22 protein-coding genes and 1 pseudogene are annotated in these 21,317 nt (G+C 70.9%); 13 read left to right on the top strand and 10 right to left on the bottom strand.

The genetic code is table 11. The features are described from left to right. The 3 genes and pseudogenes from G5C51_RS21185 to G5C51_RS21195 all read right to left on the bottom strand — a co-directional run. Positions 1-157, bottom strand: a pseudogene (locus G5C51_RS21185) (adenosylcobinamide-GDP ribazoletransferase); the annotation flags it as partial. Between the two features lie 217 nt (positions 158-374). Beyond that, positions 375-1,481 carry a nicotinate-nucleotide--dimethylbenzimidazole phosphoribosyltransferase gene (locus tag G5C51_RS21190; RefSeq protein WP_165239719.1) on the bottom strand — a complete coding sequence of 369 codons (1,107 nt, stop codon included), beginning with the start codon at positions 1,479-1,481 and terminating at the stop codon, positions 375-377. Positions 1,482-1,544: 63 nt separating this feature from the next. Continuing rightward, positions 1,545-2,738, bottom strand: coding sequence for a bifunctional adenosylcobinamide kinase/adenosylcobinamide-phosphate guanylyltransferase (locus tag G5C51_RS21195; protein WP_165239720.1), 1,194 nt, complete (start codon positions 2,736-2,738; stop codon positions 1,545-1,547). A 46-nt stretch (positions 2,739-2,784) separates the two neighbouring features. Between G5C51_RS21195 and G5C51_RS21200 the strand changes: the two genes are divergently transcribed. Further along, positions 2,785-3,009: a hypothetical protein gene (locus tag G5C51_RS21200; protein WP_165239721.1), complete on the top strand. Its 225-nt coding sequence runs from the start codon at positions 2,785-2,787 to the stop codon at positions 3,007-3,009. A 64-nt stretch (positions 3,010-3,073) separates the two neighbouring features. Here the strand turns inward: G5C51_RS21200 and G5C51_RS21205 are convergent, their stop codons facing one another. Beyond that, the gene (locus tag G5C51_RS21205; protein WP_420824838.1) at positions 3,074-3,661 is read right to left on the bottom strand and encodes a DUF3043 domain-containing protein; all 588 of its coding nucleotides are present in this window, start codon (positions 3,659-3,661) and stop codon (positions 3,074-3,076) included. A gap of 308 nt (positions 3,662-3,969) precedes the next feature. On the opposite strand from G5C51_RS21205, the gene G5C51_RS21210 reads away from it, so the two are divergent. From G5C51_RS21210 to G5C51_RS21225, 4 genes are all read left to right on the top strand, one after another. Continuing rightward, positions 3,970-4,767 carry a PspA/IM30 family protein gene (locus tag G5C51_RS21210; RefSeq protein WP_165239743.1) on the top strand — a complete coding sequence of 266 codons (798 nt, stop codon included), beginning with the start codon at positions 3,970-3,972 and terminating at the stop codon, positions 4,765-4,767. A gap of 40 nt (positions 4,768-4,807) precedes the next feature. Continuing rightward, on the top strand, positions 4,808-5,092 hold the full coding sequence (gene pspAA, locus G5C51_RS21215; RefSeq protein WP_165239723.1) for a PspA-associated protein PspAA: 285 nt from the start codon (positions 4,808-4,810) through the stop codon (positions 5,090-5,092). A gap of 117 nt (positions 5,093-5,209) precedes the next feature. Next, the gene (locus G5C51_RS21220) at positions 5,210-6,487 is read left to right on the top strand and encodes a sensor histidine kinase (protein ID WP_338118243.1); all 1,278 of its coding nucleotides are present in this window, start codon (positions 5,210-5,212) and stop codon (positions 6,485-6,487) included. Then, positions 6,484-7,158 carry a response regulator gene (locus G5C51_RS21225; RefSeq protein ID WP_165239725.1) on the top strand — a complete coding sequence of 225 codons (675 nt, stop codon included), beginning with the start codon at positions 6,484-6,486 and terminating at the stop codon, positions 7,156-7,158. Before G5C51_RS21220 ends, G5C51_RS21225 begins: the two co-directional genes overlap by 4 nt. Before the next feature lie 15 nt (positions 7,159-7,173). On the opposite strand, the gene G5C51_RS21230 is transcribed toward G5C51_RS21225, so the two are convergent. Then, positions 7,174-8,022 carry a GNAT family N-acetyltransferase gene (locus tag G5C51_RS21230; RefSeq protein ID WP_165239726.1) on the bottom strand — a complete coding sequence of 283 codons (849 nt, stop codon included), beginning with the start codon at positions 8,020-8,022 and terminating at the stop codon, positions 7,174-7,176. 21 nt (positions 8,023-8,043) lie between these two features. After that, positions 8,044-9,225 (bottom strand): quinolinate synthase NadA, encoded by a 1,182-nt coding sequence (gene nadA / locus G5C51_RS21235; protein WP_165239727.1) that lies wholly within the window; start codon positions 9,223-9,225, stop codon positions 8,044-8,046. Between the two features lie 223 nt (positions 9,226-9,448). Here nadA and G5C51_RS21240 point away from each other — a divergent pair, with 223 nt between their 5' ends. Beyond that, a complete protein-coding gene (locus G5C51_RS21240) occupies positions 9,449-9,802 on the top strand; it encodes a HesB/IscA family protein (protein WP_165239728.1) in 354 nt (117 codons plus the stop codon). A gap of 89 nt (positions 9,803-9,891) precedes the next feature. Here G5C51_RS21240 and G5C51_RS21245 read toward each other — a convergent pair whose 3' ends face one another. Beyond that, positions 9,892-11,580, bottom strand: coding sequence for a hypothetical protein (locus G5C51_RS21245; protein ID WP_165239729.1), 1,689 nt, complete (start codon positions 11,578-11,580; stop codon positions 9,892-9,894). Positions 11,581-11,676: 96 nt separating this feature from the next. Beyond that, positions 11,677-11,895 (bottom strand): hypothetical protein, encoded by a 219-nt coding sequence (locus tag G5C51_RS21250; RefSeq protein WP_165239730.1) that lies wholly within the window; start codon positions 11,893-11,895, stop codon positions 11,677-11,679. Between the two features lie 135 nt (positions 11,896-12,030). Here G5C51_RS21250 and G5C51_RS21255 point away from each other — a divergent pair, with 135 nt between their 5' ends. Then, positions 12,031-13,008 (top strand): PfkB family carbohydrate kinase, encoded by a 978-nt coding sequence (locus tag G5C51_RS21255; protein ID WP_165239731.1) that lies wholly within the window; start codon positions 12,031-12,033, stop codon positions 13,006-13,008. Positions 13,009-13,019: 11 nt separating this feature from the next. Here G5C51_RS21255 and G5C51_RS21260 read toward each other — a convergent pair whose 3' ends face one another. Continuing rightward, entirely contained in the window at positions 13,020-14,402 is a 1,383-nt protein-coding gene (locus G5C51_RS21260) for an aminotransferase class V-fold PLP-dependent enzyme (protein ID WP_165239732.1), read from the bottom strand. A 217-nt stretch (positions 14,403-14,619) separates the two neighbouring features. Between G5C51_RS21260 and ctaC the strand changes: the two genes are divergently transcribed. The 4 genes from ctaC to G5C51_RS21280 all read left to right on the top strand — a co-directional run bounded on the left by ctaC (position 14,620) and on the right by G5C51_RS21280 (position 19,081). Continuing rightward, positions 14,620-15,576, top strand: a complete 957-nt coding sequence (ctaC, locus tag G5C51_RS21265; RefSeq protein ID WP_165239733.1) for an aa3-type cytochrome oxidase subunit II — start codon at positions 14,620-14,622, stop codon at positions 15,574-15,576. After that, on the top strand, positions 15,573-17,312 hold the full coding sequence (gene ctaD, locus G5C51_RS21270; protein WP_165239734.1) for an aa3-type cytochrome oxidase subunit I: 1,740 nt from the start codon (positions 15,573-15,575) through the stop codon (positions 17,310-17,312). Before ctaC ends, ctaD begins: the two co-directional genes overlap by 4 nt. After that, positions 17,309-17,707, top strand: a complete 399-nt coding sequence (locus G5C51_RS21275; RefSeq protein WP_165239735.1) for an aa3-type cytochrome oxidase subunit IV — start codon at positions 17,309-17,311, stop codon at positions 17,705-17,707. The genes ctaD and G5C51_RS21275 overlap by 4 nt, the downstream gene beginning before the upstream one ends. 105 nt (positions 17,708-17,812) lie before the next feature. Beyond that, complete coding sequence (locus tag G5C51_RS21280) at positions 17,813-19,081, top strand: L,D-transpeptidase (RefSeq protein ID WP_165239736.1); 1,269 nt, start codon at positions 17,813-17,815, stop codon at positions 19,079-19,081. A gap of 23 nt (positions 19,082-19,104) precedes the next feature. Here G5C51_RS21280 and G5C51_RS21285 read toward each other — a convergent pair whose 3' ends face one another. Continuing rightward, entirely contained in the window at positions 19,105-19,509 is a 405-nt protein-coding gene (locus tag G5C51_RS21285; RefSeq protein WP_165239737.1) for a response regulator transcription factor, read from the bottom strand. Between the two features lie 280 nt (positions 19,510-19,789). On the opposite strand from G5C51_RS21285, the gene ctaE reads away from it, so the two are divergent. After that, positions 19,790-20,410 (top strand): aa3-type cytochrome oxidase subunit III, encoded by a 621-nt coding sequence (ctaE, locus tag G5C51_RS21290; RefSeq protein ID WP_165239738.1) that lies wholly within the window; start codon positions 19,790-19,792, stop codon positions 20,408-20,410. Between the two features lie 70 nt (positions 20,411-20,480). Then, complete coding sequence (gene qcrC / locus G5C51_RS21295; protein ID WP_165239739.1) at positions 20,481-21,293, top strand: cytochrome bc1 complex diheme cytochrome c subunit; 813 nt, start codon at positions 20,481-20,483, stop codon at positions 21,291-21,293. Positions 21,294-21,317: the final 24 nt, after the last annotated feature.

Here is a 21,317-nt window from a genome sequence, read left to right on the forward strand (position 1 = left end):
GCAGCACCCCGCCGACCCCAGCCGCACACAACCCCAGCACCAGCCCGACCACAGGCGCACACAACATCCCGTCCCGCGCAGCCCCCCGGTCCCACCGATCAACCCGCACCGGCACAGCAGTCAGCGTCCCGAAGGCGAACCGCAGTCCGTCGCCTATTCGCGCCTGCCCGTCCGAAGCCGACTCCGCGCCACCCGCCTTCGAGCCGTCACTGGTCACGCCCCCGCCACCCGCGCCGGCCGCGTCTCCTGGCGCGCCCCCGCTACCCGCGTCCGACCGGTCTCCTCGCGCGCCCGCGCTCCCGCCCGCACCCGCGCCGCCACCCGGGCCCACACCCGCCTCCGCACCCTCATCAAAAGAAGCCATCACCGAGCCACTACGTAATGTCATCCACCGAGCCCACGGCCTCAGCGCCCTCATCAGCGCCCGCCGCACCCTCCGGCGCCGCCGGCAGCTCCGCCCACAGCTCCGCCGCCGCCTGCACCAGCGGCAGCGTCAGCATCGCGCCGACCCCCTCGCCCGCCGTGACCCCCTGGTCGAGGACCGCGTCCAGGGCGATCCGGTCGAGAGCCTTCTCCTGGGACGGCTCGCCGGACACCGAGCCCGCCAGCCACCAGTCCGGCGCGCGGAATGCCACCCGCTGCCCGACCAGCGCCGCCGCCGAGGCGACCGCGCCGTCCAGGATCACCGGGGTACGGCGCACCGCGCACTGCAGCAGGAAGCCCGTCATCGCCGTCAGGTCCGCGCCGCCGACCGCGCCCAGCAGCTCCAGCTGGTCGCCGAGCACCTTCCGCGCCCGCCGCAGCGCATCGCGGATCGCCGCGCACTTGCGCATCCACGCGAGGTCGTCGATGCCGCTGCCGCCGCGCCCGGTCACCACCGAGGCATCGGTACCGCACAGCGCCGCCACGATCACGCCCGCCGGGGTCGTACCGCCGACGCTGATGTCGCCGAGCACCACCAAGTCCGTACCGGAGTCGGCCTCTTCATCCGCGACCGCCATCCCGGCCAGGAAGGCCGCCTCGGCCTCCTCCGCCGTCAGGGCGTCCTCGTCGTCGATACGGCCGCAGCCGCGCCGCACCTTGTGCTTGGTGACGTCCTCCGGCAGCTCGGACGCCTCGCAGTCGAGCCCCATGTCGACCACCCGCAGCCCCGCGCCGAAGCGCCGCGCCAGCACCGCCGTCGCGCTCTCGCCCGCCAGCGCCGCCTTCGCCAGCCGCAGCGCGTCGCCCGCGGGGCGCGCCGAGACGCCGGCCGCGGCGATGCCGTGGTCGCCGGCGAAGAGCACCACCTTCGGCTGCGCGATCGGCTTCGCGGGCACCGAGCCCTGCGCCGAGGCCAGCCACTCGCCGAGGTCGTCGAGCCGCCCCAGGCTGTCCGGGCGCGGCTCGCGGCCCGCCCGCCAGTCCTGCGCGTCGCGGCGGGCGCCGGAGTCCGGGCGCTCGATGAGTGAGGTGAAGTCGTCGAGATTCAGGCCGCTCATTCGGCGCACATTAGCCGACGCGACCACCCGAGGGGGCTGCCGGGGCGCGGCCCCGGGCCCGTATCAGCTCCGCAGCTGCAGCACCTGACCGGCGACCACCAGCAGCACCTGCTCGCACTCGGCGGCGACCGCCGCGTTCAGCCGGCCGAGCTCGTCGCGGAACAGCCGCCCCGACGGAGTGTCCGGGACAATCCCGGAGCCGACCTCATTGCTGACCGCGACCATCGTCCTGCCCGTCTCCCGCACCGCCGCCGCCAGCTCGTCCACCCGCTCCCGTACCGCGTCGACCTCGCCCTTCTCCCACGCGTCCGCCTCGTCCATGACCGCCGTCAGCCACAGCGCCAGGCAGTCGATCAGCAGCGGCGGCCCGTCCGCGGCCAGCAGCGGCACCAGGTCGGTGGTCTCGGTCGTACGCCACCCGCCGGGCCGTCGCTCCCGGTGCGCGGCCACCCGCGCCGCCCACTCGGCGTCCCCGTCCCGCTTTCCCGACGTCGCCGCGTACTCCACCCCGGCGAAGGCCGCGAGCCGCCGCTCCGCCTCCACCGACTTCCCCGACCTGGCCCCGCCGAGCACCAGCGTCCGCCGCGGCACCATCGGCGCGGCATCGGCCTCCCCGACGGTGTGGCAGTCCCCGTCCGGTACGGCCCGCGCCCCGGCCGCCGCGAGCCGCCGGTGCAACTCCCGGCCCGGCGGCACGTCATGCCCGATGTGCACTCCGATCACATCCGTCGCGGGCCCCACGGCGCGCCGCTCGCGCAGCCGGGCGAGGGCGTCGGGCCGGCCGAGCACGTCGAGGAGGACGACGTCGTACGGGTCGGTGTCCTCGGTGGCCTCCGCCAGCCCGGCGGGCGCCGCGCCCGGCGGCAGATACAGCAGCCGCTCGCCCTGCGGCCCGGTGATGGCGTAGCCCGTACCGGGGGAGTCCAGCGCCACGGCCCGGAAGCGGTGCCCGCTGATCAGCGTGGCGTCCTGCCCGTCCGGCACCCGGCTGGCCGGCGGCAGGCCGGGCGGCAGCTCCACGGCGGGGCCGTCGTGCGGATGCGAGAGCAGCACCTGCAGCACCCCGCCGAGGGTGTGCCCGGCGCGGGCGGCGGCGAAGGCGGCACCGGGCGTGAGGTCGAGGAGCAGCACCCCGTCGACGAGGACGGCGGTGGCGGCACGGGCCTCGGGGCCGGTCGCGGCGGCGCAGGCGGCGCAGGGGCAGCCGGGTTCGGGAAGGCCGGCGGGTGCGCCGGTTCCCAGCAGAGTGATTTCCACACCACGTAGTCTGCCTGCAGCGATGGTGCGACTTCAGGAGGCGGACATGGCGGCGTGGACTTGGCGCTTCGAAAAGAAGGACGGCAGCGAGACCGATCCCGCGGTGCAGCCCGAGGAATTCACGACACAGGGCGACGCGGAGTCCTGGATCGGCGAGGTCTGGAAGGACCTCCTCGACGGCGGCGTTGATCAGGTGACGCTCTTCGAGGACGCCACCAAGATCTACGGCCCGATGAGCCTGCACGATGCGATGACGCCGGAGGCGGAGTAAGCAAAGCCGTCGGCGGGGCTTGAGCGCAGCTCAAGCCCCGCCGACGGCTGTCGAAGGTGTGGCCCTACGGCCGCTCGCCCCGCCTGACCTGCGGCTTCGGCAGGCGCATCCGGCGCATCTGCAGCGTCCGCATCAGGGCGTACGCCGTCGCGCCGCGGTGCGACTCGTCCGGGTAGCGCTCCTTGAGCTGCTTCTTGAAGCGGAAGGCCAGGATGAACGAGTCGATCACGATCAGCACGATCACGGCCATCCACAGCATCAGCGACAGCGCCTGCGCCTGTCCGCCGAGGAAGCTCAGCACGAGGATCAGGATCGCGGCGGGCAGGAAGAACTCCGCCATGGACCACCGCGCGTCCACATAGTCGCGGGCGAAGCGGCGCACCGGGCCCTTGTCCCGCGCGGGCAGATAACGCTCGTCGCCACCGGCGAGCGCCTCCTGGCGCTTGGCCATGTCGGCGCGGCGTGCTTCGCGCGTACGCTTCGCCGCCTCCTTGCGCGTCGTGGGCGCGGTGACCATGCGGCGCTGCGACTGCGCCTGGCTGCGCTTGGGCGTGGGGCGGCCCTTGGGCGCCTGCGGGTCGCGGGGCTGCGAGCTGTCCGCGGTCACCGGGGCGGCGGGCTTGTCATCCTTGGAGGAGCGGCTTCCGAACACAGAAACCAAGGATACGGGGTGCACAGGTGTCACCCCTCACCCCAGCGGGAACGATCCGGCAACGGCCGGCGTGTAACACGGTAGGAAAGGCCGCGTACCGGGCGTCTCCCTAGGGGCGCCCCACACCCGCCTACACCCTGGGCGGGAGCAAGCGGGCGCGGGTTCGTCCTGCAGGAGGAGCGCATCGGCGCTCAGGCAGTGCGGTAATGGAAGAGGGCCCCGTACTGTGGGGTCTTAAGAGTTTTGTTGCTGGAGCCCGAAGTCAGTCCGTATGAAGGGGGCGCGCGAGGCCCATGAGCGGTGGAGTCATGAAGCGGATGGGGATGATCTTCCGCGCGAAGGCCAACAAGGCCCTGGACCGGGCCGAGGACCCGCGCGAGACCCTCGACTACTCGTACCAGAAGCAGCTCGAGCTGCTGCAGAAGGTGCGTCGCGGGGTCGCCGATGTGGCGACGTCCCGCAAGCGCCTGGAGCTGCAGCTCGGCCAGCTGCAGAGCAATGGCGCCAAGCTGGAGGACCAGGGCAAGAAGGCCCTCGCCCTCGGCCGTGAGGACCTGGCCCGCGAGGCGCTGTCCCGCAAGGCGGCGCTGCAGCAGCAGGTCACCGACCTGGAGACGCAGCATCAGACGCTGCAGGCCGAGGAGGAGAAGCTCACCCTCGCGGCGCAGCGGCTGCAGGCCAAGGTGGACGCCTTCCGTACGAAGAAGGAGACCATCAAGGCCACGTACACGGCCGCGCAGGCGCAGACCCGGATCGGCGAGGCCTTCTCCGGCATCTCCGAGGAGATGGGCGACGTCGGCATGGCGATCCAGCGCGCCGAGGACAAGACCGCGCAGCTCCAGGCGCGCTCCGGCGCGATCGACGAGCTGCTCGCCTCGGGCGCCCTGGACGACCCGACCGGCACCACCAAGGACGACCTCACGGCGGAGCTCGACCGGCTCTCCGGCGGCGCCGACGTGGAGCTGGAGCTGCAGCGCATGAAGGCCGAGCTGGCCGGCGGCAGCAGCGCCCAGCAGGGCCAGATCGAGTCGGGCGGGAACGGCGCGGCCCAGCCGTCCGACCAGCAGCAGACGCAGGCCGACGGCCCGAATTTCGACAAGCAGTAAGGCCCCCTCGCCGGGCGCCACTCGCACACGGAGGGACGACATGATCGTACGGATCATGGGGGAGGGGCAGGTGAAGCTGGCGGACAGCCACTTCACCGAGCTGAACAAGCTGGACGACGAGCTGCTCAAGGAGATGGAGACGGGCGACAGCCCCGGCTTCCGGCGCACGCTGGCCGAACTCCTCGAGGCCGTCCGCCGTCTCGGCACCCCGCTCCCCGACGACTCCCTGGAGCCGTCGGAGCTGATCCTCCCGGCGGAGGACGCGACCCTCGACGAGGTCCGCGCTCTCCTCCAGGGCGAAGGCGAGGGGCTCATCCCGGGCTGAAGCGGAGCACACTCCAGCAAACGAGCGCCCCGGCCCGCTACGGCGGGGCGGGGCGCTCGCGCCTGAAGAGGCCGGAGTACCCCCCGCGCGCCCCTGCGCCCCCTACGGTTGACTGACGTGCCGCACTCCCTCACCGCGATCCGCCGCTGGTTCAGTGCCTGCCCGCTGGCGCTCGACGCCCTGCTCGCGGCCGTCGTGCTCGCCCTGATCATCGTCGGCGCCCTGCACCCCTCCAACGGCCCGAACGCGCTGCCCCCCGCCGACCTCGGCATCACCGAGATCGCCCTGGCCGTGGCCGCCAGCGCCGCCCTCGTCGCCCGCCGCGTCGCCCCTGCCGCGGTCCTGGCCATTACGGCGGCACTCACCCTGGCGCACATCATCGCCGCGGGCGGCGACCCCCGGGTCCCGATCGCGCTCAGCGCCGCCGTGGCGCTCTACACGGTCGCGTCCCGCACCGACCGCCACACCACCTGGCGGGTCGCGCTGGTCACGGTCGGCGTCCTCACCGGCGCCATGATGCTCTTCGGCGACCGCCCCTGGTACGCGGACGAGAACCTCGGCGTCTTCGCCTGGACCGGCATGGCCGCCGCCATCGGCGACGCGGTCCGCAGCCGCCGCGCCGTCGTCGACGCCATCCGCGACCGCGCCGAACGGGCCGAGCGCACCCGCGAGTCGGAGGCCCTGCGCCGCGTCGCGGAGGAGCGGATGCGCATCGCGCGCGAGCTGCACGACGTGGTCGCGCACCACATCGCCCTGGTGAACGTCCAGGCCGGCGTCGCCTCGCACGTCATGGACGCCCGCCCCGACCAGGCCAAGGAGGCCCTGGCCCACGTCCGCGAGGCCAGCCGGGCCGCGCTGGAGGAACTGCGGGCGACGGTGGGCCTGCTCCGCCAGTCCGGCGACCCCGCGGCCCCGAAGGAGCCCGCCCCGGGCCTGGGCGTCCTGGATCAGCTGGTGGACGGTTTCGTACGGGCCGGACTGCCGGTCTCGGTCGAGGTGCTGACCCCCGGCCGGCTGCTGGCCGCCGGTGACGCGGACCAGGAGGCACGGGCGGCGGAGGTCGGCGCCGGGCTGCCGACGGCGCTGGACCTCACGGCGTACCGCGTCCTGCAGGAGGCCCTGACCAACGTGCAGAAGCACGCGGGCGCGGGCGCGCGGGCCGTGGTGCGGGTGGAACGCCGGGCCGGTGAGCTCGAGCTGACGGTGCTCGACGACGGCCGCGGCGCCGCGGGCGGCGAACTCGCGGGCGGACACGGCCTGATGGGCATGCGCGAGCGGGCGGCCGCGCTCGGCGGAAGCTGCGTGGCAGGGGTGCGGGAGGACGGCCGGCCGGGATTCCAGGTACGGGTGACGCTGCCGCTGGAAGGCGCCGAAATGGCGGGAGACGCGCGGTGATCCGGGTGGTGCTGGCGGACGACCACGCGCTGCTGCGGAGCGCGTTCCGGGTGCTGGTGGAGTCCGAGCCTGACATGGAGGTCGTGGGCGAGGCCTCGGACGGCGTGGAGGCGGTCCGGCTCGTACGGGACGAACGGGCGGATGTCGTCCTGATGGACATCCGAATGCCGGGGACGGACGGCATCGCGGCCACCGAACTGATCACGAAGGATCCGGCGCTTGACCACGTTCGGGTGGTCATCCTGACGACCTTCGAGGCGGACGAGTACGTAGTGCAGTCGCTGCGGGCGGGGGCCTCCGGGTTTCTGGGGAAGGGCGCCGAGCCGGGCGAACTGCTGAACGCGATCCGGGTGGCGGCGGGCGGCGAGGCGCTGCTGTCACCGGCGGCGACGAAGGGCCTGATCGGCCGCTTCCTGGCGCAGGGAGAGCCCGGTTCGCCCGTGACCGGCGGCGATACGGAGCAGCTGGCCGCACTGACGAGCCGGGAGCGCGAGGTCCTGGCCCTCGTGGCCGGCGGCCTGTCGAACGACGAGATCGCGGAACGCCTGGACGTCAGCCCGCTGACGGTGAAGACCCACGTGAACCGGGCGATGGCGAAGCTCCATGCGCGCGACCGGGCGCAGTTGGTCGTGATCGCGTACGAGAGCGGGCTGGTGCGGCCCGGTTCGTAGCCGATCCAAGCCTTGCTACAGATACGCCCGCGACGGCACGTAAGGCTCCGGCGGCCGCATCCCGCGCAAGGCGACGAACCCGTCCGCCGCCAGGTCGAGGCGGGCCGCCAGGCCGACGTCCACCGCCCACTGCTGCTCGGCCGTCAGCCCACCGACATGGGCGTGGGCGCCCGGCCCCAGGGACAGCATCGCCGCCGTCAGCAGCCGGGTGGCGATGCGGCGGGAGGTGGCGGCCAGGAGTTCGATCGTGCCGTCCTCGCCCACGTAGACGTAACCGCTCCCCGCCAGGTCATCGCAGACCAGACACGCGAAGTGCCGCAACAGCTCGTCGTGATCGGGTCCATGGGCCCCACCACGGCGGAGCCGGTCGACCGAGTCCATCATGTCGCGCTGCTTCGGGCCGCCCTCGATCACCGCCCCGTCCGGCGCGTCCAGACCGGCGACGTCCACATCGCCGGACAGCCGCATGGCCGGATGCAGCGCAAACCCCGCCGCCCGGTACGCCCGCGCCGCCCGCGGATCGGCCGAGGCGCAAATGATGCCGCGCAAGCACCCCTTGCCATACGCGAGCGCCCGCGCGAGTAACGCCCGCCCCGCGCCCTTACCCTGCGCCTCCGGCGCCACGGCCAGCAGCGACAGGCCCCACGTCCCCTCCCGCCGCGAGGACAGCACGGTGGCCAGCGGGCGCCCGTCATCCGCATGCGCCAGCCAGCAGCCACCCGGGTCCGTACGAGCCAGGTGGCGGGTGCGGGCGGTGTGCCGGATGGATCTCTCCGGCGGCCAGGGGCCGTCGAGTGCCGAGGCCGCCACGGTGCGTACGGCCTCGGCGTCGTCCTTCGTATCCCGGATGGGGCGCACGATCACATACCCATCCTGGCGCGGCGGCTACGGGAGAGCCAGCATCCGCTCCAGGGCGAGCTTGGCGAAGTCCTCGGTCTCGCGGTCGACGCTGATCTGGTTGATCAGCTTGCCGTCGGCGAGGGATTCGAGGGCCCAGACCAGGTGGGGGAGGTCGATGCGGTTCATGGTCGAGCAGAAGCAGACCGTCTTGTCGAGGAAGACGACCTCCTTGTCCGGGTGCTGCTTGGCCAGCCGCCGGACGAGGTTCAGCTCGGTGCCGATGGCCCACTTGGAGCCGGCTGGGGCGGCGTCGAGGGCCTTGATGATGTACTCCGTCGACCCGACGTAGTCGGCGCTCTCGACGACCTCGTGCTTGCACTCGGGGTGGACCAGGACGTTGACGCCCGGGATGCGCTCGCGCACGTCGTTGACCGAGTCGAGGCTGAAGCGGCCGTGCACGGAGCAGTGCCCGCGCCACAGGATCATCTTCGCGTCCCGCAGCTGCTCGGCGGTCAGCCCGCCGTTGGGCTTGTGCGGGTTGTAGAGCACGCAGTCGTCCAGCGACATCCCCATGTCGCGGACGGCGGTGTTGCGGCCGAGGTGCTGGTCGGGGAGGAAGAGCACCTTCTCGCCCTGCTCGAAGGCCCACTCGAGGGCCCGCTTGGCGTTGGACGAGGTGCAGATGGTGCCGCCGTGCTTGCCGGTGAAGGCCTTGATGTCGGCGGAGGAGTTCATGTACGAGACGGGCACGACGGCGTCGGCTATCCCGGCCTCCGTCAGCACGTCCCAGCACTCGGCGACCTGCTCGGCCGTGGCCATGTCGGCCATGGAGCAGCCGGCGGCGAGGTCGGGGAGCACGACGCGCTGGTCATCGGTGGTGAGGATGTCGGCGGACTCGGCCATGAAGTGCACGCCGCAGAAGACGATGTACTCGGCCTCCGGCCGGGCCGCGGCCTGCTGGGCCAGCTTGAACGAGTCGCCGGTCACGTCGGCGAACTGGATGACCTCGTCGCGCTGGTAGTGGTGGCCGAGCACGAAGACCTTGTCCCCGAGCTTCTCCTTCGCCGCGCGGGCACGCGCCACGAGGTCCGGGTCGGACGGCGCGGGAAGGTCGCCGGGGCAGTCGACACCGCGCTCGCTCTTCGGGTCGGCCTCGCGGCCGAGGAGCAGGAGGGCGAGCGGCGTCGGGGTGACATCGAGGTCATGGGCGGTGGTCACAGCACGCACCCTTTCTGTTCTCGTCAATTTGACGTTATCTATCATAGCCGCTTCACGTCAGATTGACGATGCCGAAAGCGTCAGTGTGACGTGAAACCCGTTCTCCCCCTGGCCCGCCCCCGGGCGGCATTGTGCGAGCATGGAGGAATAAGCGGGCCCAGCCCGGAATGAAATAGGAACCGCGCCCGTTGAAGCCAGCGGCAAGCAGTCCGTAAACCCGGGAGACATGCGAATGAGCGTTCAGGACGAGACCACCACGACCGACGGCATCATCCTGTCGGACGCCGCCGCCTCGAAGGTCAAGAGCCTGCTCGAGCAGGAAGGCCGCGAGGACCTGGCGCTGCGCGTCGCGGTCCAGCCCGGAGGCTGCTCCGGCCTGCGCTACCAGCTGTTCTTCGACGAGCGTTCGCTCGACGGCGACGTCGTGAAGGACTTCGGCGGCGTCAAGGTCGTCACCGACCGGATGAGCGCCCCGTACCTCGGCGGCGCCTCGATCGACTTCGTCGACACCATCGAGAAGCAGGGCTTCACGATCGACAACCCCAACGCCACCGGCTCCTGCGCCTGCGGCGACTCCTTCAACTGAGCCGCGCGGGCTGCGAAAGCCCGACGAAGCTGCCGAAGGCGGCGGACCCCCCACTGGTCCGCCGCCTTCGTGTTGTGTGACCCGGGTCCCTACTTCCGGGCCACCGCCTTCCGGTCGGCCGCGTCCACGACCTTCCGGTCGCCGAGCGACTCGTCGAGCGTCACCTTCTCCTCGAAGAGCTTCGCCACCTTCACACAGATCTGGCCGGGCTTCTTCTCCACCCCGGTCACGCGCACGGTCACCGCGCCGCCGCTCTCGTCCGCCGTCGCCGAGTAGTCGCTGCACACCCCGCCCCAGAAGCGGACGGTGAGGGTGCGGCCGGAGATCGCGTACGACTCGATGTTCATCGTCGTACGGGCCTTCCCGGGCGTCCCGGGCTCCTGCGTCGGCTTCGGCGCGGGCTCCGGACGGCTCGGCTCCGGCACCGGACGGCTCGGCTCCGGAGTCGCCGGCGGCTCCGCCGCGGAGGGCGGCTGCGCCTTCCGGTACTCGATGAACTCCGGGTCCACCGCCGGGAAGGCGAGCCGCGAGGCCGGCTCCCGCGCCGCCGGCTTCTGCGCGTCCATCGTGTAGATCCACGACGGCACCAGCACCTGCTCACCCGCCACCGACTGCGCCGACAGGCCGAAGACCGCGGAGCGCGCCTTCGGCGCCTCGAGCTCCGTCGGCGGCTGCGGACAGACCTGCGCCCGGCCCGACCGCTTGCCCTCGGCGTCCGGCTCCGCCGACGCGCACGCCGGGGCCGAGCGGAGCTTCTCCTCCGGGGTGCCCTTGGCGACGGCGCCGCGCACCTTGTTCAGTTCTTCCAGCGTCTTCGCGGCCGAGACGACGGGATACGTGTGGCCCTTGTCCAGCGGCGACAGCCGCCCGTACGCGCTGGTCGGCTTGCCGTCAGGACCCACCATCACGGACGTCTCCCAGCCGTACGTGGGCAGGCCCGCGACCTGGGGCTGGGCGTTCAGCTTGCGCATCGATCCGTAGGCGATGGCCGTCTTGTCCACCTTCGCGTCCTGCTGCCCGGCGGCCGCCAGCACGGGCGTGAGCGCCTTGCGCGCCGCCTTCGGCGAGACCGGGTCGCCGCCGGGGTCAGCGGGGGCGATGTCGGTGGAGGCGCCGCCTACGGCCGTACCGGAAGAGGCGCCGCTCCCCGAACCGGAGCTGCCGCCCCCGGACTTGGTCCCGGCGTCCAGGCAGATGGCGTGCGCCCTGGGGGTATCGCCAGAGCTGTCGGGGCTGTCCGCCCCCGGCTTCACCGGCCGCGGCAGATCACACGGCACATCGCCACCCGCGCGATAGCGCTCGTACGACCACAGCCCCGGCCCCTCGACCCCCACCCGCAGCAGCGGCCCCTGGCCATCCCGGGCGGTCCCCACCAGCCAGCTCCCGCCCTCTTGGCGCGGCTTCCCCGCCACGCCGAGCGCCTTCGCCAGCCGGGCCACGGACTCCCGCGACACGGAGCCCCCGGCGGTACGGACCGCCGCCTCGTCCGGCCCGTCCGGCAGCTGGCCGGCGGCCTTGATGGCCGCGGCGCCGCTCACGGACCCGGCGCCCTCGCCGTAACCGTCGAGCTCCAGCGGCGGCGGATCGCCGTCCTTGGCCGCGCCGTCGCCTGCGGAGGACCCGGAGGACCCCGCCGTCCCCGCCACATACGCGACGCCGCCGCCGGTCAGGAGCACGGCAGCCGCCACCGCGGCCGCGGCAAAGGGTGAGAAACGCGCCTTCGTGCGCCCGCCGGCGCCCTCGGCGTCCGGCCCCGCGATATCCGGCTGATCACTCACGTCCTGCTCCCCAAGGCTTCGGTGGATGGATCTGCCGATGGGACGGGGGAGCGGGCCGGCCGGTTCCGGATGGCCTGAAGTCAGGCCCCGGGGGCGCTAGTCCCCGTACTCCGACATCCCGTTCAGCAGCGCCGCCGACTTCTCGGGGACGGTGATCCGCGCCGCCGGCACCGGCGTCGGCGCCGACTCCCGCGCCTCGTGCGGCCAGTGCGGCGTCATGCGGGCGCAGTCCAGCCGCAGCTCGGCGAGGCCGCCGTCGAGCTCGAGGGATTCGAGGGAGGGATGGGGGGTGCTGACGATCACGTACTTGCGCATGGTCCCGACGCTACGCACGAGCGTGCCGCGGCAGTAGCCCTACCACCTGGTATTCACGCGTGCTGCCGGTGTTAACCGCGAAGCGGTAGCGTGTGGCAAGCCCACACGCCCGCTTCTTTCCCAGGAGCTCTAGCCGTGCGTATCGCAGTCACCGGCTCTATCGCGACCGACCACCTGATGACCTTCCCCGGCCGCTTCGCCGACCAGCTGGTCGCCGACCAGTTGCACACGGTCTCCCTCTCCTTCCTGGTCGACCGGCTCGACGTGCGCCGCGGTGGCGTCGGCGCGAACATCTGCTTCGGCATGGGGCAGCTCGGCGCCGAGCCGATCCTGGTCGGTGCGGCCGGCGCCGACTTCGGCGAGTACCGCGCCTGGCTCGACCGGCACGGCGTCGACACCGGCTCGGTGCACATCTCCGAGACCGCCCACACCGCCCGCTTCGTCGTCACCACCGACGCCGACCACAACCAGATCGGGTCCTTCTACACGGGCGCGATGAGCGAGGCCCGGCAGATCGAGCTGAAGGCGGTCGCGGACCGCGTCGGCGGCCTCGACCTGGTCCTCATCGGCGCCGACGACCCGGAGGCGATGCTCAGGCACACCGAGGAGTGCCGCACCCGCGGCATCCCGTTCGCCGCGGACTTCTCGCAGCAGATCGCGCGCATGGAGGGCGAGGACATCCGCATCCTCACCGAGGGCGCGCGCTACCTCTTCTCCAATGAGTACGAGAAGGGCCTGATCGAGTCCAAGACCGGCTGGACCGACGCCGAGATCCTGGACAAGGTCGACTACCGCGTCACCACCCTCGGCGCCCGCGGCGTCCGCATCGAGCGGACCGGCGAGCCCGTCATCGAGGTCGGCTGCCCGGAGGAGGAGGCGAAGGTGGAGCCGACCGGCGTCGGCGACGCCTTCCGCGCCGGCTTCCTGTCCGGCCTCAGCTGGGGCGTCGGCCACGAGCGGGCCGCGCAGGTCGGCTGCATGCTGGCCACGCTGGTGATCGAGACCGTCGGCACCCAGGAGTACGAGCTGCGCCGAGCCCACTTCGTGGAGCGCTTCACCAAGACGTACGGCCAGGACGCCGCCGAAGAGGTGCAGCAGCACCTCGGCGTCTGACGGCCCCCACCTCAGCCGCGGCGCCGCACCTGATACGCGGTGCCGCGGCCCTCGGGCCCCGGCTGCTCGCCCACGTACTCCTGCGCGCGCATCTCGCACCAGGCCGGGATGTCCAGCCGGGCCGCCTCGTCGTCCGACAGCACGGTCACGACCGACCCGACCGGCACATCGCCGATCACCTTCGCCAGCTCGATGACCGGGATCGGGCACCGCTTGCCGAGCGTGTCGATCACGAGCTCAGCGGTCTGCGGCCCGCCCCCGCGCTCCTCGCCGGTGACCCCGAGCTCCGCCCGCACCCGCCCGACCACCTCGGGCAGCACCCGCAGGAACCGCTCGACGTCGTCCTCCGCCACCCCGCGCGGCAGCGACACCCGGACATTGCCCTCGGACAGCACGCCCATCGCGCGCAGCACATGACTGGGCGTCAGCGTGCTGGAGGTGCACGAAGACCCGGACGACACCGAGAACCCCTCGCGGTCCAGCTCGTGCAGCAGCGTCTCTCCATCGACATAGAGACACGAGAAGGTCACCAGGTGCGGCAGCCGCCGCTCCCCGTCGCCGACCACCTCCACATCCGGCACCAGCTCCGGCACCCGCTCCCGGATCCGCCGCACCAGCCCGCGCAGCCGCCCGGCCTCGTCCTCAGCCTCGTCCCGTACGGCCCGGAGCGCGGCCACCGCGGCCACGACGGCCGGGATGTTCTCGAACCCCGGGCTGCGCCCGGCCTCCCGCTCATCGGCCGGGTGTACCGGCGCGAACCGCGTCCCCTTGCGTACGGCCAGCAGCCCGACTCCGGCCGGACCGCCCCACTTGTGCGCACTGGCGGCGAGCAGCGACCACGGCCCGGCCACCGGCCCCCACCCCAACGACTGTGCGGCGTCGACCAGCAGCGGCACCCCCGCGGCCCGGCAGGCCTCGGCGACTTCGGCGACCGGCTGCTCGGTGCCGACCTCATGATTGGCGGACTGCAGACAGGCCAGGGCGGTGTCGTCGCGTACCGGAAAACCGTCGGCCGCGACGCGCCCGGTGCGGTCGACGGGAATCTCGGTGACCTCGCCGCCCGCGGCCGCGTGCGCCTCCGCCGCGTGCAGCACGGCGGAGTGCTCGACCGCCGACACCACGAGCTGCCGCCCCACCCGCCGCCGCCCGTTGAGGGCTCCGGCGATGCCGGTGTGCAGCGCGTGCGTCCCTGACGGCGTGAAAGACAGCTCGTCGGGCCGGCACCCCACCGCGTCCGCGGCCGCCTCCCGCGCGGCGTCGAGCAGCATCCGCGCCCGCCGCCCTTCCCGGTACAACCGGGCCGGATCGGCCCACCCCTCATCCAGCGCGGCAAGCAAGGCCTGTCGCCCAACAGGGTGAAGCGGCGCGGCGGAAGCAACGTCGAAGTTGGTCACCTGCCCAGCCTCCCACCCCGTCACCGGAAGCGCCGGAACCACCCCAACGGCCGCGCCCGCGATCGCGCCACGCCGCGCGAACCCACCCTCCCCGAGCGACCCCAAATAGGGTCCAGTAAGGTTTGGCCCGCGTAAACATCCAAAACCCTGCCCGCACCACAACCCCCGGCTCCCCGCCAGGGGACATGGCGGGCGAAGACTCTCGGGAAGGCGCTACGTGAGTCCCAACGGCTCCGACCGCTCGCCGCGGCGCTGGATGCGGCGGAGGCTGCCGCAGGCGCTGGCAGTGGGCCTGGTCCTGGTAACCGCGTCCGGTTGCACATATAAGGACTTCCCCCGCCTCGGCATGCCGAGCCCCGCCACTGAGGAGGCGCCGCGGATCCTCAGCCTGTGGCAGGGCTCCTGGGCCGCCGCCCTCGCCGTCGGCGTGCTTGTGTGGGGCCTGATCCTCTGGGCGGTCGTATTCCACCGCCGCTCGCGCACCAAGGTAGAGGTGCCGGCGCAGACCCGTTACAACATGCCCATCGAGGCGCTGTACACGGTCGTGCCGCTCATCATCGTCGCGGTGTTCTTCTACTTCACCGCCCGTGACGAGGCGAAGCTGCTGGAGACCTCCGACAAGCCGGACCGCGTGATCAACGTCGTCGGCTACCAGTGGAGCTGGGGCTTCAACTACCTCGAGCAGGACGGCAGCAACCACGAGGCCAAGGACCTGCCCAAGGACATCAACTCGATCCCGGACAAGTGGCTCAAGGGGATCAGCGACAAGGGCGGTGTCTACGACTACGGCACGCCCAAGACGCGTAACCCGGACACCAACAACCCGGGTCCGACCCTCTACCTGCCCAAGGGCGAGAAGGTCCGCTTCATCCTCACCTCCCGGGACGTCATCCACTCCTTCTGGGTGGTTCCGTTCCTGATGAAGCAGGACGTCATCCCCGGCCACACCAACGTGTTCGAGGTGACGCCGAACAAGGAAGGCACCTTCCTCGGCAAGTGCGCCGAGCTCTGCGGCGTCGACCACGCCCGGATGCTCTTCAACGTGAAGGTGGTTCCTCCGGCGGAGTACGAGGAGCACCTTCAGAAGCTGGCCGACAAGGGCCAGGAAGGCTACATCCCGGCGGGAATCCCCCAGACCGACGCCGCTAGGAATGCGGAGACCCACAAGAAATGAGCATCCTCAACGAACCCCAGGGTGCTGCCGAGGCGGCGGGTGAGGCGCACGGGAGCGAGACTCCCGTCCGCCGCCGCTCGCGGGGCGCCGTGGTGGTCAGCTGGCTGACGACCACCGACCACAAGACGATCGGCAGCCTGTACCTCATCACGTCGTTCGTGTTCTTCATCATCGGCGGCGTCATGGCGCTGCTGATGCGCGCCGAGCTCGCCCGGCCGGGTCTGCAGATCCTGTCGAACGAGCAGTTCAACCAGGCGTTCACGATGCACGGCACGATCATGCTGCTGATGTTCGCGACGCCGCTGTTCGCCGGCTTCGCGAACTGGATCATGCCGCTGCAGATCGGCGCGCCCGACGTGGCCTTCCCGCGGCTGAACATGCTCGCGTACTGGCTGTACCTCTTCGGCTCGATGATCGCGGTCGGCGGCTTCCTCACCCCGCAGGGTGCGGCGAGCTTCGGCTGGTTCGCGTACACGCCGCTGTCCGACGTGGTCCGCTCGCCCTCGATGGGCGCGGACATGTGGATCATGGGTCTGGCGCTGTCCGGCTTCGGCACGATCCTCGGCTCGGTCAACTTCATCACCACCATCATCTGCATGCGCGCACCCGGCATGACGATGTTCCGGATGCCGATCTTCACCTGGAACGTGCTGCTCACCGGTGTGCTGGTGCTGCTGGCCTTCCCGGTCCTGGCGGCCGCGCTGTTCGCCCTGGAGGCGGACCGTAAATTCGGGGCGCACATCTTCGATCCAGGAAACGGCGGAGCGCTGCTCTGGCAGCACCTCTTCTGGTTCTTCGGGCATCCCGAGGTGTACATCATCGCGCTGCCGTTCTTCGGCATCGTCTCGGAGATCATCCCGGTCTTCAGCCGCAAGCCGATGTTCGGCTACACCACGCTGGTCGCGGCGACCATTTCCATCGCGGGCCTGTCCGTGACGGTGTGGGCGCACCACATGTACGTGACCGGCGGCGTGCTCTTGCCGTTCTTCGCCTTCATGACACTGCTGATCGCGGTGCCAACGGGCATCAAGTTCTTCAACTGGATCGGCACCATGTGGAAGGGGTCCCTCTCCTTCGAGACCCCGATGCTGTGGACGGTCGGCTTCCTGGTCACCTTCCTCTTCGGTGGTCTGACCGGCGTCATCCTGGCCTCGCCGCCGCTGGACTTCCACGTGTCGGACTCGTACTTCGTGGTGGCGCACTTCCACTACGTGGTCTTCGGTACGGTCGTCTTCGCGATGTTCGCCGGCTTCCACTTCTGGTGGCCGAAGTTCACCGGCAAGATGCTCGACGAGAAGCTCGGGAAGATCACCTTCTGGCTGCTCTTCACCGGCTTCCACGGCACCTTCCTGGTCCAGCACTGGCTGGGCGCCGAGGGCATGCCGCGCCGGTACTCGGACTACCTGGCGGCGGACGGCTTCACCGCGCTGAACACCTTCTCGACGATCGCCTCGTTCGTACTGGGCGCCTCGATGCTGCCGTTCTTCTACAACGTGTGGAAGACGGCCAAGTACGGCAAGAAGATCGACGTGGACGACCCGTGGGGCTATGGCCGCTCGCTCGAGTGGACTACGTCCTGCCCGCCGCCCAGGCATAACTTCCTCACCCTGCCGCGGATCCGTTCCGAATCCCCGGCGTTCGATCTGCACCACCCCGACATCGCCGCGCTCGACCAGCTGGAGCACTCCGGCTCGGGCAATGAGGCGCTCGTCGGTGGGAAGGAGACCGGCAAGTGAAGATCCAGGGCCACATGTTCAGCTGGCTCGCGGCCTTCATCCTCGCCGCGGCCATCGTCTACGGAGTCTGGTCCAAGGAGCCGGCCGGCACCGCCGCCCTGTTCATGGCCTTCGGCCTGACGGCGATGATCGGGTACTACCTGATCTTCACCGCCCGGCGGGTCGACACCGGTGCGCAGGACAACAAGGAAGCGGACGTCGCGGACGACGCCGGCGAGCTGGGGTTCTTCTCCCCGCACAGCTGGCAGCCGCTGCTCATCGGCACCGGCGCGGCGCTCGCCTTCCTGGGCGTCGCGATCGGCTGGTGGCTGTTCTTCTTCTCCCTGCCGCTGGTCCTGTTCGGCATCTTCGGCTGGGTCTTCGAGTACTACCGCGGGGCCGACCAGAACCAGTAGTCCCGTATCTCCGTGAGGGAGCCCTGACACCATCCGGGTGTCAGGGCTTCCCCTTTTGGAGCACGCGGCGCGCCGGATTAGTCATATTTTCATAGCGTGTGCTTCATGAGCACTCCGCGCCGGCGTACGGTCATCAGTTGCACCCTCATGTTGCTTCCTCTCACCGCGAGCCTGACCGCCTGCGGCGGCGACTCGCATCCGCTGGCCGGCAAGCCGTACGACGCCGCCAAGCAGATCACCCTCGGCGGCGCCGCGAAGGGCGTGCGCGCGGGGGAGAAGGCGGACCCGTCCAAGCCGCTGCTGGTACGCGCCACGGACGACGGCAGCCGCATCACCGACGTGACGGCCGTGGACGCGCAGGGGCGTTACGTGCGCGGCCGGCTGAGCGACGACGGCACCCGCTGGCGCTCGACCGTCCCGCTGGCCGCACAGGCGGCGTACACGGTGCACGTGGCCACCGAGGACACGGCCGGCTCCCCGGGGCGCCGGTCGCTCGAGTTCCGCACCGGCCAGTACAAGGGCAAGGGCAAGCGGCTGAAGGTCGAATTCGGCCCGGGCAACGGCAAGTACGGCGTCGGCCAGCCCATCACCGCCAAGCTCAGCGCCAAGGTGGAGAACCCCGAGGAGCGGGCCGCCATCGAGCGCGGCCTGAAGGTGGACTCCGAGCCGCGGGTGAGCGGCGCCTGGTACTGGGTCAGCGACGAGGAGCTGCACTGGCGGCCCAAGGACTACTGGCCCGCCAAGGCCAAGGTGCGGGCGACGTCGTCGCTGAAGGGCATCAAGATCCGCGACGGCCTCTACGGATCGGCGTCCAAGCCGGTGAAGCTGAACATCGGCGAGCGCATCGTGGCCATCACGGACGCCAGCAGCCACTCGATGACGGTCTACAAGAACGGCAAGGTCATCAACGAGATCCCGGTGACCACCGGCAAGCCGGGCTTCGAGACCCGTAACGGCAAGAAAGTCATCCTGGAACAGCAGCAGTACGTCCGGATGACCGGCGCCTCCATCGGTGTCGCCGGCACATCCGAGGACTACAACATGGACGTCTACTGGGCGACCAGGGTGACCTGGAGCGGCGAGTACGTGCACTCGGCGCCCTGGTCCGTCGGCTCCCAGGGCTCGGCGAACGTCAGCCACGGCTGCACGGGCATGTCACCGGGCAACGCCCAATGGTTCTACGACACGGTGCGCCAGGGCGACATCGTCGAGGTCGTGGGCAGCTACGGCGAGACGATGGAGCCCTTCGGCAACGGCTTCGGCGACTGGAACATGTCGTGGAAGGACTGGCGCAAGGGCAGCGAACTCACCAAGAACGTCCGCGGCAAGAACGAGGTCCAGACGGGCCCCGCGCGGCTGCGTCCCTCGGCGTGATCCGCGGGCGGCGTAGGGCAGCCCTACGCCGCCGGCAGCGCCAGTCGCTTGCGCAGCAGGCCCGCGAGGGAGTCCGCCAGGGCCACCGGGTCGACCGGCAGCGCGGTGGCCGCGTCGGCCCGCGACCAGGTCGCCAGCCACGCGTCCTGCGGGCGGGCGATCAGCACCAGCACCGGAGGGCAGTTGAAGATCTCGTCCTTGATCTGCCGGCAGACGCCCATGCCGCCGGAGGGGGTCGCCTCGCCGTCCAGCACGCAGGCGTCGATGCCGCCCCGCTCCAGCTCCTCCAGCACGGCGGGAAGTGTGGCGCACTCGACGTACTCCACGGACGGCAGATCGGCCGCCGGCCGACGCCCGGCGGCGAGCCTGACCTGCTCGCGGGTGGACGCGTCGTCGCTGTAGACGAGCACCGTGGCGGTCTGCTGCATCGTTCCTCCGTACTGCGCTGCTCCGTTGCGTGCGTTATGTGCTGCGGATGCTACTCCGCGGCGGCGGTCGCCGTGGAGACTTGCGCACACAGAAGATCGACGGCCCGATGCCGCCCAACACGCCGTAGGAGACCGCCCCGACCAGGGGCTGGACACCGTACGGAGCACCCCGTTCGCTCATCTGGGGGACCGCCGCCCGGGCCTGCCGACAGCCCCCTGCGGGGGGTTGACACACCGAACGGCACCCCCCGGGGTGAGGCGCGGATAAGCGACCGACATAATGTCGGACGTGGCGACAGCAACAGCAGTAGAAACCGGGCACGCGCACCCGTCGGTCAACCGGCCGAACCTCACCAGCGTCGGAACCATCATCTGGCTGAGTTCCGAGCTGATGTTCTTCGCGGCCCTCTTCGCGATGTACTTCACCCTGCGATCGGTGATGGGCACCGAGTACTGGAAGGCGTCGGCCGAAGCGCTGAACTTCCCGTTCTCGCTCACCAACACCATCATCCTGGTGCTCTCTTCCCTGACCTGCCAGCTCGGCGTATTCGCCGCCGAGCGCGGGGATGTGAAGAAGCTCCGGATGTGGTTCATCATCACGTTCATCATGGGTGCGATCTTCATCGGTGGTCAGGTCACCGAGTATGTGGAGCTGGTGGTGCACGAGGGTCTGTCCCTCTCCTCCGGCCCGTACGGCTCGGCCTTCTACATGACCACCGGGTTCCACGGCATGCACGTGACGGGCGGGCTCATCGCCTTCCTCCTCGTGCTCGGCCGTACCTACGCGGCCAAGAGGTTCACGCACCAGCAGGCGACCGCAGCCATCGTCGTGTCCTATTACTGGCACTTCGTCGATGTCGTCTGGATCGGCCTCTTCGCCACGATCTACATGATCAAGTAGTTACGGGCCGGACGCCCATATCGCAGACGCAGACACATCGACGCAGAAGATCCTGACACCGGGGTAATCCGTGAAAAAGCTCTCCGTACGACGGCGCCACCCGCTGGCAGCGCTAGTCGTCCTACTCATCGCGCTGGCGGCCACCGGGGGGCTGTACGCCACGTTCGCGCCCGCCGACAAGGCCAAGGCCGAGGAAAGCAGCGCCCAGTCCCTCGCGATTGATGAGGGCAAGAAGCTCTACCAGGTGGGCTGCGCCAGCTGCCACGGCACCGGCGGTCAGGGCTCCTCCGACGGGCCGAGCCTGGTGGGCGTCGGCGCCGCCGCCGTCGACTTCCAGGTCGGCACCGGCCGGATGCCGCTGCAGCAGCCCGGCGCCCAGGCGCCGAAGAAGCCGGTCGCGTACTCCCAGACGGAGATCGACCAGCTCGCCGCTTACGTCGCTTCCCTCGGCCCGGGCCCGGCCCAGCCGAACAAGTCGGACTACGACCCGGCCGGCGGCGACGCCGCCCGCGGTGGCGACCTGTTCCGTACGAACTGCGCGCAGTGCCACAATTTCATCGGTAAGGGCGGCGCCCTCACCCATGGCAAGTTCGCCCCGGACCTCGGCGGGGTGACTCCGAAGCACATGTACGAGGCCATGGAGACCGGCCCGCAGAACATGCCCGTGTTCCCCGAGTCGCTGCTGAAGCAGAAGGACAAGCAGGACATCATCGCGTGGCTGGACACGGTCAACAGTGACAAGGCGGAGGAGCCGGGCGGTTACGGCCTCGGCGGTCTCGGCCCCGTGAGCGAAGGACTGTTCGCCTGGGTCATCGGCCTGGTGCTCCTCATCGGGGTCGCCTGCTGGGTCGCCGCGCACACCGCAAAGGCCAGGAAGTCATGAGTAGCCAGGCTGGATCAGAGAACG

This window comes from Streptomyces coryli, from assembly GCF_011044975.1.
In the GTDB taxonomy this organism is placed as follows: domain Bacteria; phylum Actinomycetota; class Actinomycetes; order Streptomycetales; family Streptomycetaceae; genus Streptomyces; species Streptomyces coryli.

What these genes read in the sequence shown, in the direction of transcription:
- G5C51_RS21280 (WP_165239736.1), top strand. Translation starts at nt 17,813, where the DNA reads ATGAGCACTCCGCGCCGGCGTACGGTCATCAGTTGCACCCTCATGTTG.
- G5C51_RS21240 (WP_165239728.1), top strand. Translation starts at nt 9,449, where the DNA reads ATGAGCGTTCAGGACGAGACCACCACGACCGACGGCATCATCCTGTCG.
- pspAA (WP_165239723.1), top strand. Translation starts at nt 4,808, where the DNA reads ATGATCGTACGGATCATGGGGGAGGGGCAGGTGAAGCTGGCGGACAGC.
- G5C51_RS21250 (WP_165239730.1), bottom strand. Translation starts at nt 11,895, where the DNA reads ATGCGCAAGTACGTGATCGTCAGCACCCCCCATCCCTCCCTCGAATCC.
- G5C51_RS21200 (WP_165239721.1), top strand. Translation starts at nt 2,785, where the DNA reads ATGGCGGCGTGGACTTGGCGCTTCGAAAAGAAGGACGGCAGCGAGACC.
- G5C51_RS21190 (WP_165239719.1), bottom strand. Translation starts at nt 1,481, where the DNA reads ATGAGCGGCCTGAATCTCGACGACTTCACCTCACTCATCGAGCGCCCG.
- ctaE (WP_165239738.1), top strand. Translation starts at nt 19,790, where the DNA reads ATGTCGGACGTGGCGACAGCAACAGCAGTAGAAACCGGGCACGCGCAC.
- G5C51_RS21285 (WP_165239737.1), bottom strand. Translation starts at nt 19,509, where the DNA reads ATGCAGCAGACCGCCACGGTGCTCGTCTACAGCGACGACGCGTCCACC.
- ctaD (WP_165239734.1), top strand. Translation starts at nt 15,573, where the DNA reads ATGAGCATCCTCAACGAACCCCAGGGTGCTGCCGAGGCGGCGGGTGAG.
- G5C51_RS21210 (WP_165239743.1), top strand. Translation starts at nt 3,970, where the DNA reads ATGAAGCGGATGGGGATGATCTTCCGCGCGAAGGCCAACAAGGCCCTG.